This is a genomic window from Micromonospora sp. DSM 43699 (assembly GCF_055517075.1).
Window position 1 is genome coordinate 83,053 of record NZ_JBTMMT010000007.1, and the last position, 12,886, is coordinate 95,938.

General features: G+C 73.5%; 14 protein-coding genes. 8 read left to right on the forward strand and 6 right to left on the reverse strand.

The features are described from left to right. Positions 1-4 precede the first annotated feature (4 nt). The 3 genes from AC0AIB_RS05825 to AC0AIB_RS05835 are packed head-to-tail and all read right to left on the reverse strand — an operon-like array spanning position 5 to position 2,405. Complete coding sequence (locus AC0AIB_RS05825) at positions 5-724, reverse strand: YqeB family protein (protein WP_465096188.1); 720 nt, start codon at positions 722-724, stop codon at positions 5-7. Between the two features lie 2 nt (positions 725-726). Then, positions 727-1,509 (reverse strand): ABC transporter permease, encoded by a 783-nt coding sequence (locus tag AC0AIB_RS05830; RefSeq protein WP_328339695.1) that lies wholly within the window; start codon positions 1,507-1,509, stop codon positions 727-729. Further along, the gene (locus tag AC0AIB_RS05835; RefSeq protein WP_465096189.1) at positions 1,506-2,405 is read right to left on the reverse strand and encodes an ABC transporter ATP-binding protein; all 900 of its coding nucleotides are present in this window, start codon (positions 2,403-2,405) and stop codon (positions 1,506-1,508) included. Before AC0AIB_RS05835 ends, AC0AIB_RS05830 begins: the two co-directional genes overlap by 4 nt. A gap of 133 nt (positions 2,406-2,538) precedes the next feature. Here AC0AIB_RS05835 and AC0AIB_RS05840 point away from each other — a divergent pair, with 133 nt between their 5' ends. The 3 genes from AC0AIB_RS05840 to AC0AIB_RS05850 all read left to right on the forward strand — a co-directional run bounded on the left by AC0AIB_RS05840 (position 2,539) and on the right by AC0AIB_RS05850 (position 5,225). Continuing rightward, on the forward strand, positions 2,539-3,780 hold the full coding sequence (locus tag AC0AIB_RS05840; RefSeq protein WP_328339691.1) for a sensor histidine kinase: 1,242 nt from the start codon (positions 2,539-2,541) through the stop codon (positions 3,778-3,780). Between the two features lie 121 nt (positions 3,781-3,901). Beyond that, on the forward strand, positions 3,902-4,504 hold the full coding sequence (locus AC0AIB_RS05845; RefSeq protein WP_442930843.1) for a response regulator: 603 nt from the start codon (positions 3,902-3,904) through the stop codon (positions 4,502-4,504). A gap of 229 nt (positions 4,505-4,733) precedes the next feature. After that, positions 4,734-5,225, forward strand: coding sequence for a hypothetical protein (locus AC0AIB_RS05850; protein WP_328339686.1), 492 nt, complete (start codon positions 4,734-4,736; stop codon positions 5,223-5,225). Positions 5,226-5,375: 150 nt separating this feature from the next. Here the strand turns inward: AC0AIB_RS05850 and AC0AIB_RS05855 are convergent, their stop codons facing one another. Beyond that, a complete protein-coding gene (locus tag AC0AIB_RS05855; RefSeq protein ID WP_328339684.1) occupies positions 5,376-6,155 on the reverse strand; it encodes a D-Ala-D-Ala carboxypeptidase family metallohydrolase in 780 nt (259 codons plus the stop codon). 322 nt (positions 6,156-6,477) lie between these two features. On the opposite strand from AC0AIB_RS05855, the gene AC0AIB_RS05860 reads away from it, so the two are divergent. Then, positions 6,478-7,119 (forward strand): DUF6642 family protein, encoded by a 642-nt coding sequence (locus tag AC0AIB_RS05860; protein WP_328339682.1) that lies wholly within the window; start codon positions 6,478-6,480, stop codon positions 7,117-7,119. Between the two features lie 43 nt (positions 7,120-7,162). Further along, positions 7,163-7,627, forward strand: coding sequence for a PPOX class F420-dependent oxidoreductase (locus AC0AIB_RS05865; RefSeq protein WP_328339680.1), 465 nt, complete (start codon positions 7,163-7,165; stop codon positions 7,625-7,627). A gap of 44 nt (positions 7,628-7,671) precedes the next feature. Here AC0AIB_RS05865 and AC0AIB_RS05870 read toward each other — a convergent pair whose 3' ends face one another. Next, positions 7,672-8,904, reverse strand: a complete 1,233-nt coding sequence (locus AC0AIB_RS05870; RefSeq protein WP_328339678.1) for a serine hydrolase domain-containing protein — start codon at positions 8,902-8,904, stop codon at positions 7,672-7,674. Positions 8,905-8,982: 78 nt separating this feature from the next. Between AC0AIB_RS05870 and AC0AIB_RS05875 the strand changes: the two genes are divergently transcribed. The 3 genes from AC0AIB_RS05875 to AC0AIB_RS05885 all read left to right on the forward strand — a co-directional run bounded on the left by AC0AIB_RS05875 (position 8,983) and on the right by AC0AIB_RS05885 (position 11,201). Beyond that, positions 8,983-9,576 carry a pentapeptide repeat-containing protein gene (locus tag AC0AIB_RS05875; protein ID WP_465096190.1) on the forward strand — a complete coding sequence of 198 codons (594 nt, stop codon included), beginning with the start codon at positions 8,983-8,985 and terminating at the stop codon, positions 9,574-9,576. 212 nt (positions 9,577-9,788) lie between these two features. Next, a complete protein-coding gene (locus AC0AIB_RS05880; protein ID WP_328339674.1) occupies positions 9,789-10,688 on the forward strand; it encodes a hypothetical protein in 900 nt (299 codons plus the stop codon). A 75-nt stretch (positions 10,689-10,763) separates the two neighbouring features. Beyond that, positions 10,764-11,201 carry a nitroreductase family deazaflavin-dependent oxidoreductase gene (locus tag AC0AIB_RS05885; protein ID WP_328348910.1) on the forward strand — a complete coding sequence of 146 codons (438 nt, stop codon included), beginning with the start codon at positions 10,764-10,766 and terminating at the stop codon, positions 11,199-11,201. Between the two features lie 95 nt (positions 11,202-11,296). Here AC0AIB_RS05885 and dacB read toward each other — a convergent pair whose 3' ends face one another. Then, positions 11,297-12,880 (reverse strand): D-alanyl-D-alanine carboxypeptidase/D-alanyl-D-alanine endopeptidase, encoded by a 1,584-nt coding sequence (gene dacB / locus AC0AIB_RS05890; protein ID WP_465096191.1) that lies wholly within the window; start codon positions 12,878-12,880, stop codon positions 11,297-11,299. Positions 12,881-12,886: the final 6 nt, after the last annotated feature.

The window sequence follows — 12,886 nt, forward strand, 5'->3', positions numbered from 1 at the left end:
AACGCTACCGCCCGTCCGGCTTTTCCTCCCGGGGAAGCGGAACGGTCCGCCAGTACTGCCGTTTGTCCTCGTCCCGGACGACCACCCCGAGCCGGGCCAGCTCACCGCGCAGCTCCCGGGCGTCGCGCTGCCGGTCGGCGTCGACGGCCCGTTGCCTGGCGCACAGCAGCGGGTCCGCCCCCGGCGGCAGGTCGGGCAGCCCCGCCACCCACCGTCGGTACGCCTCCCGGTGCGGGTCGGCGTCCTGCCACGACCAGCCGTGCTCGCGGAAGGCGTCCCGCAGCCGCCGCCGGCTCAGGTCGGACCGTTCCCGGGCCAGTTCCGCACCGGCCGGACCGAGCAGCACCAGTTCCCTGCCGTCGGTGAAGACGGCGGTGACGGACCTGCGGGGCAGGTCGCGGTCGACGCCGTCGCGGCGCAGCCGGGCCCCGCCCCGGTCCACCGTGACGATCAACCGTTCCCGGGTGCCGACGTGGGCGACGAGCAGCCCGGCCAGCACGCCGAGCAGCACGCCCCCGACCAGCGCCCGCCGGTACGGCAGCCCGGCGACCAGCTCGAACCAGCCCTGCACCGGGGCCCAGGGCAGCCCGGCCACCCAGTCGGCGACCAGCGGCAGCAGCCCGCCCACGGCGGCGCCCAGCAGCGGGAAGCCGACCCACAGCACCACCAGTTCCCCGACGTCACCACCGACCCTGGTGGCGGCCCCCGGCTCCCGCGCCCGCATCGTCAGTGCACCTCCCGCCGCAGCGTGTGCACCAGCCCGGCAGCGAGCGGGGCGGCCACCCAGACCAGCAGGGAGACCCCGAGCCGGCCCCACTGCCCGGCGCTCACGTCCGGGCCGAGCAGCGGTTCCATGGTGACCGAGGTGTCCAGCCAGCGGGCCGGGCCGTGCAGCGCCGAGATCATCGCGGAGAGGATGCCCCACACCGTCGGCAGCAGCAGCGAGGTGACGATCGCCAGCGGGGTGTTGAGCAGCAGCAACCCGAAACCCGCGCCGATCAGCACGTTGATGGCCTGGAACACGGCGGCGTGCCCGGCCACCGTCCAGTCGAAGTCCCAGCTCCCCGCCCCGCCGGTGACCCCGGCCAGCAGGGTGCCGGCGGCGGCGACGGCCAGACTCACCAGCACCGACGCCAGCGCGGCGAGCAGCACGGCGACGAGCTTGGCGAGCACCACCCGTTCCCGGCGTGGCACCAGGGCGAACGTGGTCAGCGCGGTGCGCTGGGACCACTCGGCCGTGATCGACAGGATGCCCAGCACCGGCAGCAGCAGCGCCACCGGCGCCAGTGACGCGGTGAAGAAATTGGTGAAGGTCTGTGCGGCGTCGTCGACGAAACGCAGTTGCAGCGCGACGATCGCGGCGGCGATCAGCCCGATCGAGGCCAGCAGCCAGCGGCCGGCCCGGGTGTCGCCGAGCTTGCGCAGCTCCACCCCGACCAGCCGGGTCAGGGACGGTCCGGGGATCGCTTCCCGGGCGGTGGCGGGGGGAGTGGTCGTCACGGTGGTCACTGCACGGCCTCCTTGGTGCTCGCGCCGGCGGTCAGGGTGAGGAAGAGCTGTTCCAGGCCACCGCCGCCGGCCGGCCGCAGCTCGGTCAGGACCAGCCCGGCGTCGGCGGCGGCCTGCCCGACGGCGTCGGGTTCGGCGCGGACCACGCACCCGCCGTCGGCGCTGCCGGTGGCGTCCAGCCCGGCCCGGTCGAGGGTGAGCCGCAAAGCGTGCGGGTCGCGGGCCCGGACCAGGGTGCCGGCGCCGGCCAGCAACTCGTCCTTGCCGCCCTGGGCGACCACCCGGCCGCCGCCGATCACCACCAGCCGGTCGGCGACCGCCTCCACCTCCCGCAACAGGTGGGAGGAGAGCAGCACGGTTCCGCCCCGGTCGGCGAAGTCGCGCAGCAACCCGCGCATCCAGAAGATCCCCTCCGGGTCCAGGCCGTTGGCCGGCTCGTCGAGGACCAGCACCCGGGGCTCACCCAGCAGCGCCAGCGCCAGGCCGAGCCGCTGCCGCATCCCCAGCGAGTACGCCCCGACCCGCCGCTTCGCCGCCACCGGGTTCAGGCCCACCCGGTCGAGGACGGCGGGCACCTGTGCGGCGGCCACGCCCATGGTCCGGGCGGCCAGGGTCAGCGTCTCCCGCCCGCTGCGCCCGACGTGCTGGGCCGAGGCGTCCAGCAGCACACCCACCTCCCGGCCCGGGTTGGGCAGCTCCCGGTAGGGCTGACCGGCGACGGTGGCGGTGCCGGAGCTCGGGCGGGTGAGCCCGCAGAGCATCCGCATGGTGGTGGACTTGCCGGCACCGTTCGGGCCGAGGAAACCGGTCACCGTGCCGGGTTCGCAGCGGAAGGAGACGTCGTCGACGGCGGCGTGCGGGCCGTACCGCTTGGTGAGGTGGTCAACTGCGATCATGCCGTCGAGCCTGTCGCAGCCACCTGGCCGGGCGCTGCGGCCGGCGGTCGAGGGCCACCCCTACCTCGGTCTACCCACAGACCTCGACTTTGGTTGGTGTCCGTGACGCCTGCCGGGTTTCTAGCATGGGTGGGTGAGTGCTGCCGTCGTACCTGATCATCCCTGGTTGTTGCCGGGGGCGCTGACGCCCGAGACGAGGGCCCCCCGGCGTACGCCCCGGGACTGGCTGGTCGACGTGGTGGCCTTCCTGCTCGCCCTCGGCTGGGCGCTCGTGGCGTTCGGCGACGCGGTGTCCCCCGATCCGCAGTTCGCCCACAACGCCGGCCCGTCCTGGGTGGTCGGGGCCGACCTGGCGGCGGGTCTGGCCTACTGTGTGGCGCTCTGGCTGCGCCGGCGCTGGCCGGTGGGGTTGGCCGTGGCCGGCCTGCCGCTGGCCCTGTTCTCGGTGACCGCCGGGGTGGCGCTGCTGGTCGTGGTGTTCACCGTGCTGGTCCACCGGCCGCTGCCGATCGGCGCGGCGCTCGTCGGCTTCCACCTGCTGACGGTTCCGCTCTACACCGTGGTCCGCCCCGATCCGACGTTGCCCTACTGGGGAACGGTGGCCTGGACGGTGATGTTCATCGGCATCGTGGTGGCCTGGGCGATGTTCGTCCGGGCCCGCCGGCAGCTGGTGCTGTCGCTGCGCGACCGCGCTCACCGGGCCGAGGCCGAGCAGCAGCTCCGCGTCGACCAGGCCCGCCAGTTGGAACGCACCCGGATCGCCCGGGAGATGCACGACGTGCTGGCGCACCGGATCTCGCTGCTCAGCCTGCACGCCGGGGCGTTGGAGTTCCGCCCGGACGCGCCGCCGCAGGAGGTGGCCCGGGCGGCCGGGGTGATCCGGGGCAGCGCCCACGCCGCCCTCCAGGACCTGCGCGAGGTGATCGGGGTGCTCCGCGCCGACGCCGCAGGCGGCGACGCCGCCCCGGAACGCCCCCAACCCACCCTCGCCGACGTGCCCGCGCTGATCGCCGAGTCCCGGGCCGCCGGGGTACGGGTCACCCTGGTCGACGAGGTCACCGACCCGGCGGAGGTCCCGGCGGCGGTGGGGCGCAGCGCGTACCGGATCGTGCAGGAGGGGCTGACCAACGCGCGCAAGCACGCCCCCGGCGCGGCGGTCGACGTCCGGCTGGCCGGTGGCCCGGGGCGGGAGTTGTTCGTCCAGCTCCGCAACCCGTGGCCGGTGGGCGCACCCGGTCCGGTCCTGCCGGGTGCCGGGACCGGGCTGGTCGGCATCGCCGAGCGGGTCACCCTGGCCGGTGGCCGGCTGACGCACGGCCGGGACGACGCGACAGGCGACTTCCGGCTCGCCGCCCGACTGCCGTGGCCGGCATGAGTCGCCGGGCCGTCCGCTCCCGGCGCGGTGCCAGGTGACCGGCGTGCCGGCCGGAGACGCCGGAGCCCCGGTGCGGGTGTTGATCGTCGACGACGACGCGCTGGTGCGCGCCGGATTGTCGATGATCCTCGGCGGCGTGCCGGACGTCCGGGTGGTGGGGGAGGCGGCCGACGGTGACGAGGTGCCCGCCGCCGTGGCCGGGTGCGCGCCGGACGTGGTGCTGATGGACATCCGGATGCCCCGGGTGGACGGGTTGGCCGCCACCGAGGCGCTGCGGGCGCTGCCGCACCCGCCGGAGGTGCTGGTGCTGACCACCTTCGACGCCGACGAGCAGGTGCTGCGCGCATTGCGGGCCGGGGCGGGCGGGTTCCTGCTCAAGGACACCCCGCCTGCGGAGATCGTCCAGGCGGTGCGTCGGGTGGCGGCCGGCGAGGCGACCCTGTCCCCGACGGTCACCAGGCAGCTGATCAGCCACCTGACCGGGCCGACGCCGGGGCCGGACCCGCGCCGGGACCGGGCGCTGCGGCTGCTGGCCGGGCTCACCGCGCGGGAACGGGAGGTCGCGGTGGCGCTCGGCCACGGCCGGACCAACGCGGAGATCTCGGCGGAGCTGTTCATGAGCGTGGCGACGGTGAAGGCGTACGTGTCGCGGCTGCTGACCAAGCTGGCGCTTAACAACCGGGTCCAGGTGGCGCTGCTGGTCCACGATGCGGGCCTGGTCTGAGGCCGGCTCGTCCTGTACCGGTCCCGGCTGCCCGGAGCGGACGAACAGGTGCCGCTGGTGGCGGTCGCCCGAGCCGGTGGTGTGGTGGACGGCGCGCGGGTGTTGACCCCGGACGATCTGCTCACTGCCTGGGGGGATTGAACCGTCGCCGCTCACCGCCCGTACCACTGCGCGAGGATGCGTTGCGGCGATTCGGCTGCAATCGCTGCCGAGCTGCGGGAGGCCTGCCGTGCGAGTTGGTGAGCAGTCGACGGACCCCATCGATCAGGTTCTGGGCGAGGTGCCGGTGCCCGCCTCGTTGACACCCGAGGACGTCCGGCTCGCGGTGCGAGCGGTGGTGGTGCACGCCGCCGAGGAGTGGCCCACCGGGCCGTTGTGCCGCAACGACGGCGCGTCGTACCCGTGCCGGCTGCACCGCTGGGGGCGGCGGGTGCTGGAGAACCACGGGCTGAACGACCGTCAGATCGACGCGCTGATCCGGCACGGAAACCCGTTCGTGCACGTGCCCTTCCCGTTCACGTACACCACGCCCCGGGCCGGTGCGACGCCCGCGCGGCCCGCCCCGACCGCCGGCTACCCGACCCGGGGGCAGGTCGGTAGGCCCGGCACGCCCGGGGCCCGGCCCGCCGCTGCGGGGATGCGGCCCGCGGTGCGCGCCGGCGTTCCCGGCCGGCCGGTGGCGCCCCCCGCCGCCGCGCCGCGCTGGCCCCGGGCGAGCTGAGCGGGGTACGCCCGCTCGGCTCCCTCCGGGTGCCCGACGCCGGCCCGGCCCCGATGATCCCGTGGGGCCGGGCCGGCTTCCTCCCGCCCGTGCCAGTCGGGCTGGTGTCCCTTCGCCCGGCCAGCCGGGCCGGTGCCTTCCGGGCGTCGGTCAGCGGCTGACGCCGCAGTCCGGCGCCGCCCAGCTGGTGCGGTTCGCCGAGGTGTCCCGGTTGTTCTCCCGCCGGGAGTCCACGTGGACGTGGTTGTCGTGACCGGGGTAGCCGGGACCGTAGATGCCGCTGAACCCGTGGTCGCGGGAGGCGCGGGCGACCTCGCAGAGTGACCTGCTGCCCGAGGTCAGGTCGGCGGCGTTGCCGTAGAGGTGCTGGCTGTCCGACGCCCCGCCGACCTGCTTGTTGCAGCTTTTGTCGCGGAAGCCGCTGGTGACGTTGAGCGGCTTGTCGCCCAGGCCGCGTCGCAGCGCCTCCAGTTTCCACATGGTGCGCACCGCGGTGGCCTTGGTGTCGGTGGCCGAGAGCGGGCCGCCGCTCCAGCCGCCCCTGCCGCAGCCGTCGTCCAGTTCGCGGTAGCTGAAGTGGGCCGGCGTGCAGTCGTCGTCCTGCAACTGGTAGATCTTGGCGAAGGTCTGCCGGCCGGCGATGCCGTCGCTGCGCAGCCCGTACGCGGTCTGGAAGCGCTTGACCGCGGCGGCGGTCTCGGGGCCGAAGTCCCCGTCGATCCGGACGATCGCCCCCCGGGCCGCCCACCCGGCGACCCGGATCTGCAACTGGCGGACGTCGTCGCCGGAGCGTCCCTGGTAGAGGTCGCGTTTCCAGGTGTAGCAGCCGTCGGCGTGGGCCGCTGGCGCGGCGACCACCGTGGCGATCGCGGCTCCCGGCAGGGCCAGGGCGAACGCGACGAGTGCCCGCTTCACAGTGTTCTGGCGCACAGAAGTCCTCCCGATTGGACGTGAATGGGGTGGTCAACAGGGCATCGCCCGGGACGTCCTGCGACTTTCACCCTGACAGCTGGCCAGCTGATTCGTGGCGATAAAGGAGAATTGTCCTCACAGTTGGCGATAGCTGGGTGCCGCCTGTGAATTGCGAGGAATTGCGATTCGGTCAGGCCATACCACTACGGACGGAAAGCGCGGGACCCCCCTATGCTCTCGAAAAGCCGCCTATATGGATGAACCAGTCACCGAGGGTGGTGTGGTTTCGAGACCCGGACCCGGTAACGTCGTCCCGGCCGCCGGGGTCGGGGAGGTGCACGTGGCGCGTGGTGGGGTCTTCTGCGTCGAGGGGCAGTGGCACCGTGACCTCAACGAGCGCGGGTCCGTGCTGCCCACCCTCGAACTGCTCGAACGGCTCGGTCGCATCCGCTACATCCACAAGGACGCCGCCACCCGCGACGAGCTGTTCTACTTCCTCGACCGGTGGCTGCTCAAGCAGTACGCCGACCACCGGGTCGGTTTCTTCGCCATGCACGGTGAGCCCAGCCGGCTCTGCCTCACCGACTGGGACTCCGTCGAGCTGGCCGACGTCGCCGAGCGGATGGCCGGCCGGGGCGAGGGCCGGCGGCTCTACTTCGGCAGCTGCTCGGTGCTGCGCGCCTCCGACGCCACGCTTCGTGACTTCCTCGACGTCACCGGGGCGGCCCTGATCTGCGGGTTCACCCGCGAGGTCGACTGGGTCGAGTCGGCCGCCTTCGAGACCGTGCTGCTCGACGTGCTCGCCAACGGCCAGCGGCACAACGCCGCCGAGCTGCGGATGGGCTCGGCGCACTGGGCGCCGCTCGCGGCGTATCTCGGTTTCCGGGTGATCTATGCCAACGGCCGCGCCTGGCGGCCCACCGCCCGGCCCCGGGTCCCCGCCCAGCCCGCGCCGGGCCGGGTCGGCGGCCGGTCCGGCTGACGCCGGCCGCGTCGCCGGCCGACGGGCCTGGTAGAACCGGGGGATGGCACGCAGCGTCGCAACCACCACCCGGGTCGACCGGGACGCCCTGATCGAGTTCGTCCGCCCCCGGCACCGGGTCCTGCTGATGACCACCCGGGCGGACGGCCGTCCGCAGTCCTCCCCGGTCGCCTGCGGGGTCGACGCCGCCGGTCGGTTGGTGATCTCCACCTACCCGGAACGGGCCAAGGCCGCCAACATCCGCCGTGATCCACGGGTCTCCGCCTGTGTGCTCTCCGACGACTGGGACGGCCCCTGGGTGCAGGTCGACGGGGTGGCCGAGGTGCTCGACCTGCCCGAGGCGCTGGAACCGCTTGTGGAGTACTTCCGCAGCATCTCCGGGGAGCACCCGGACTGGGACGAGTACCGGGCGGCCATGACGGCGCAGGGCAAGTCGTTGATCCGGATCACCGTCGAGGGCTGGGGTCCGATCGCCACCGGCGGTTTCCCGGCCCGGCTCGCCGACTGACCCCTGGCCGGGCCGGACGCGGGCAGTCGTTACGTCGGCCCGGCTCAGCCGACCAGGGCCGCGTAGACGAGTTGGCGCAGCTGGGAGCGCAGCGGGTAGGTGCTCGACGGCATCAGCTGGGTGAACAGCAGCGCGGTGATCTCCTCGACCGGGTCGACCCAGAACGCGGTGCTGGCCAACCCGCCCCAGTAGTACTCGCCGACGCTGCTCGGCACCTTGGCCGGCACCGGATCCTGCACCACTGCGAAGCCCAGCCCGAACCCGATGCCGTCCAGCACCGTCTCGGCGAACCCCTGCGGCTCCAACGCCGCCAGGTCGCCGCCGCCGGGCAGGTGGTTGCGGGTCATGTAGCGCACCGTCCGGGGCCCGAGCAGGCGTACCCCGTCCAGCTCGCCGCCGCGCAGCAGCAGCTGGGTGAACCGGTGGTAGTCGGCGGCCGTGGAGACCAGGCCGCCCCCGCCGGAGAAGCACTCCGGCCGGGCCAGCGCGGCGGCGCCGAGCCGGTCGGCGCGGACCACCCGGCCGGTGCCGGGGTGCGGGGTGTAGAGGGCGGCGAGCCGCTTGGCGTCCGCCTGGTCGACCCAGAATCCGGTGTCGGTCATGCCCAGCGGGGTGAGGATGCGGTCGGTGAGGAAGTCGGCCAGGCTCTGCCCGGAGACCACCTCGACGAGCCGGCCGAGCACGTCGGTGGAGACGCCGTAGTTCCAGCCGGTGCCCGGTTGGAACAGCAGCGGCAGCTTCGCCATCCCGGCGCTGGCTCCGGCCAGGTCCAGCCCCGGCGGGACGCCGAGGTCGTAGCCGGCGGCCCGGTAGAGCGCGTCGACCACCGAGGTCTGCGCGAACCCGTAGGTCAGCCCGGCGGTGTGGGTGAGCAGGTGCCAGACCCGGATCGGCTCGACCGCCGGCACGGTGTACGGCTTGAGCGCCGACCCCTTGTCGAAGACCCGGACGTCGGCGAACTCCGGCAGCCAGCGGCTGATCGGGTCGGTCAGCTCGAACCGGCCCTCCTCCCACAGCATCATCGCCGCGACCGAGGTGATCGGTTTGGTCATCGAGTAGATCCGCCAGATGGTGTCCGGCTCGACCGGGGTGCCCGCCTCCACGTCGCGCAGCCCGTGGACCGAGGAGTGCGCGACCTCGCCGCGCCGGGTGACCACGATCTGCCAGCCGGCCAGCCGCCCGTCGTCGACGTACCGGCCGAAGTGTTCGTCGATCCGGGCCAGCCGGGCCGGGTCGAAGCCGATACGGTCCGGGTCGGTGCTGCGTGCCACGTTCACCCCGCCGAAACTACTAGCCGGTACGCGCCAGGCGGAAGGTCCGCCGACGGTGTCGGTGCCCGCACATAGGGTGGGGCGATGCCGGAGACCACCGAGGACGAGACGTTCCGCCACGCCGACTGGTACGCCGAGGAGCTGGTCGACAGGCACTTCGTCCGTTGCGTCTTCGTCGACGTCGACCTGACCGAGGCGGTCAGCCGGGGCGCCTCGTTCACCGAGTGCTCCTTCGGTGGGGTGTCGTTCAACGCCTCCCGGCACATCGACTCGGCCTTCGTCCGCTGCGGGTTCCGCCGGTGCAACCTGTTCGAGGCCGAGTTCACCGGCTGCAAGCTGGTGGGCAGCACCTTCGACGAGTGCGAGCTGCGTCCGCTGCGGGTGTCGGGCGGTGACTGGTCGTTCGTCGCGCTACCCGGGGCCGACCTGCGCGGCGCGCAGTTCGGCGACGTACGGATGCGCGAGGCCGACCTGACCGGGGCGAACCTCACCGGCGCCACCCTGACCCGGGTGGACCTCTCGGCCGCCCAGTTGCACGCGGTGCGTCTCACCGGGGCCGATCTGCGGGGCAGCGACCTCACCGCGCTGGACCCGACAGCGGTCGAGCGGGCCGGCGCGGTGATCGACCCGGAGCAGGCGATGGTGCTGGCACAGGCGCTGGGTTTCGAGATTCGCTGACTGGTCGATCTTTCTGAGATCATGGCGCTGAGCTGGAGTTCGACAATAGGCAGGAAACTTTCCACCGGCCCCAGTTGGTAACAAACTGGAAACGCCCACCCGCTGGCATATGGCGCATCCCGGCCCTGGAATGAAAACGTGAGAACGCTCACGCCGCGACCGCACCCCCTCCCCGACCGGTCGCGGGCGTCGGGCTGGGGAGTGGGACATACGTGAACGACCAAGAGACCTGGCGGATCGGGCCGGGCCCGACGACGCGCAGCGCGCAGCGGCGGGAGGCCCGACGTCGGCAACGTCGCCGCTGGGCGATCGAGGCGGTGGCCGCCCTGGCCTGCCTCGCCGTGCTGGTGACGTACCTGGGGCCGGATCCGGGCCCGCCGGAGCCCGATGTGGTGCTGCCGGCCGGTGCACCCACCCCGGCCGGCTATCCGACCGGCGTGGTGGGGTTGGGCGAACCGGCCGAGACCGGGATCGCCACGCCCGGGTTGCAGCCCCGGGAGCGGACCCCGCCGCCGACCGTTCCACCGTCACCCACCGTCACCCCGGCGGCCTCGTCGCCACCGGCCGCGCCGACGCTCAGCGTCTCCCGGGCCGAGGTGCCCGCCGAGGTGGACCTGACCGGGCTGGGCGCGCGGGACTGGGTGCACTGGGGGCTCAACCGGCCGGAGACTCTGATCCGCAGGAGCGGCGGCACCGGGGAGATCCGGGACGAGGGCGGCCGGGGCGCACGTGACCGGTACGACACCAACCCCGAGCTGTTCGGCTGGCGCGACGGCACGCCGGTGCCGGCCGTCGGTGCCACCGGCACCGGCGTGTTCGTCTGCGGGGTCGGCAACGGCTTCGCGCTGGCGGTGACGGGCAGCGGCGAACCGCGCACGGTGCAGCTCTTCGCCGGGCTGTGGATGGCCCGGGGCCGGTTGGACGTGCGGCTCTCCACCGGCGGTCCGACCCGCACCCTGCGGCTGGAGGATCCGCACACCACCCACACCACCCAGTTCGTCATCCGGTTCAGCGCCCCGCAGGGCGCGAAGCTGCTGATCCGCTGGACCGTCGAGGGGACCTTCAACAGCAGCTGCGGAAACGTGAACCTCCAGGCGGCAGCGGTACGTTGAGTCGTTTGCCGCCGTACGGGCCGATGCCGGGATAGCGTGGCCGGGTCGATGCCCACGAGCTATCCGGAGGCCCAGATGTCGACCGACGAGCAGGTGCTGGACAGCCCCGAGGGTTGGGTTGCCGACCACATCCGGCGGTACGTCGCGACCGGCGGCGTCGAGGGGCACGAGTGGCAACCGGGCGTCTTCACGCTGCTGCTGACCACCCGGGGACGACGCAGTGGCAAACTGCGCCGCACCGCCCTCATCTACGGCCGGGACGGCGACGACTACCTGGTCGTCGCCTCCCAGGGCGGTGCGCCCCAACACCCCGCGTGGTACCTCAACCTGCTTGAGGATCCCGAGGCGGAGGTGCAGGTCGGCGCGGAGACGTTCACCGTCCGGGCGCGCACCGCCGAGCCGGCGGAGCGGGCCCGGATGTGGCCGACGATGATCGCCATCTGGCCGGCGTACGACGAGTACCAGGACCGGACCGACCGGGAGATCCCGGTGGTGGTGCTGCACCGGCGCTGACCCGCCGCGCCCGGCACCGGGCCGGTCCGGGTGGCCGTCCGGGCTGGGGCCGGTCCGGACGGCGTCCGGACCGGTTCGTCCGGGGCCGGGCGGGGTCAGCAGACGATCGGCTTGACCCAGGAACACTCCCGACCCTCGGGTATCCGTGGTGCCTCCGGGGCCACCGGCGGCGTCGCCCGCGCCGATCCGCCGTCCCCCGCGCGGTAGCTGGCCAACGCGATGGCGATCTGGTCCTCCAGCTCCTTGACCGACGAGGTGAGGTGGTTGTTGAACACCACCGAGAAGGCCAGCACCCGGCCGTCGGCGTCGGTGACGTAGCCGGAGAGACCGGACACCCCGGTCAGGCTGCCGGTCTTGGCGTGCACGTTGTCCGCCGCCGCCGTGCCGCGCATCCGGCTGCGTAGGGTGCCACCGACCATCCGGTCGGCGTTGCCGGCGATCGGCAGGGCCGCGTACCAGGTGTCGAACCAGGGTTCCCGGCGGACGGCGGCGAGCAGGGCGACGAACTCGCCGGGCGGGATCAGGTTGCGTCGGGACAGCCCGGAGCCGTCGAGTTGGCGTAGGACGCCGGTGTCCACTCCGGTGTCGGCGACGTACTCGCTGATCGCGGTGAGCCCCGCCGGCCAGCTGCCGGAGCCGGAGACGACCCGCCCGATCTCCTTGGTCAGCACCTCGGCGTGCCCGTTGTTGGACAACTTGAGGAAGGGCACCATCAGCTCGGCCAGGGGCATCGAGTCGTGCCGGGCCACCGGCGTGGCGTCCGCCGGGGTGGCCCGGCCGGGCACGGTCCGGCCGAGCACCCGTACCCCGTGCCGGCGCAGCGCGTCGCGGAAGACGGCGGCGGCGTAGCCGGTGGGCTCCCAGACGGTCATCCAGTCGCTGGCCGGTGCCCCGCCGACCGCGATCCGGCCGGTGACCACGATGGTGTTGCCGCCGTGCGTCCGCTCGAACGACAGCGTCGTCTCGCCGTCGGCGACCGTCTCGGCCCGGTTGTCGATCCGCAGGTACCCGTTGGGCGGGGTCATGGTGACCACCGGCTTCGCCCCGACCGTGCCCGCCGGGGCGGCCCGCACGATCACGGTGCCCGCGTCGTAGTCGGTGTCCGGTGCCACGGTCAACGCGGAGACCTGCGCTTCGTAGTAGTACGACTCGTCGTCCCAGGCCCACTGCGTGCCGAGCCGGGTGTCGTCGTAACGGGTGTCGTCGGCGACCAGCTGACCGGTCACCATGCGTACCCCGTCGGCGGCGACCTGCGCGGCCAGTGCGTCGTAGTCGGCGGCCAGCATCGTCGGGTCGCCGCCGCCGCGCAGGTAGAGGTTGCCGGAGACGAGCCCGGCCCGGCGTCGGCCGTCGGTGAGCACGTCGGTGCCGAACCGGTGCCCGGGGCCGAGCAGCGCCAGGGCCGCCGTCGAGGTCAGCAGCTTGGTGTTGGAGGCCGGCACCAGCCGGTGGTCGCCGTTGCGGTCGTAGAGGGTCTGACCGGTGCTGGTGTCCATCACGACCACCCCGGCCTGCGCCCCGGTGAGCCGGGCGTCGGCGAGGACGGCGTCGATGGTGGCGCGCAGCCGGGTGGCCGCCGGGGTGGGCGACTCGGCGGTGGCCGGGAGCGCACCGGCGGCAGCCACGGTGGCGACCAGCGCCACCAGCGCGAGCGTCCGGGAAAAGAGACGACGATGCATGCGGTG

What these genes read in the sequence shown, in the direction of transcription:
- AC0AIB_RS05835 (WP_465096189.1), bottom strand. Translation starts at nt 2,405, where the DNA reads ATGATCGCAGTTGACCACCTCACCAAGCGGTACGGCCCGCACGCCGCC.
- AC0AIB_RS05885 (WP_328348910.1), top strand. Translation starts at nt 10,764, where the DNA reads ATGTCGACCGACGAGCAGGTGCTGGACAGCCCCGAGGGTTGGGTTGCC.
- dacB (WP_465096191.1), bottom strand. Translation starts at nt 12,880, where the DNA reads ATGCATCGTCGTCTCTTTTCCCGGACGCTCGCGCTGGTGGCGCTGGTC.
- AC0AIB_RS05865 (WP_328339680.1), top strand. Translation starts at nt 7,163, where the DNA reads ATGGCACGCAGCGTCGCAACCACCACCCGGGTCGACCGGGACGCCCTG.
- AC0AIB_RS05875 (WP_465096190.1), top strand. Translation starts at nt 8,983, where the DNA reads ATGCCGGAGACCACCGAGGACGAGACGTTCCGCCACGCCGACTGGTAC.
- AC0AIB_RS05845 (WP_442930843.1), top strand. Translation starts at nt 3,902, where the DNA reads ATGATCCTCGGCGGCGTGCCGGACGTCCGGGTGGTGGGGGAGGCGGCC.
- AC0AIB_RS05825 (WP_465096188.1), bottom strand. Translation starts at nt 724, where the DNA reads ATGCGGGCGCGGGAGCCGGGGGCCGCCACCAGGGTCGGTGGTGACGTC.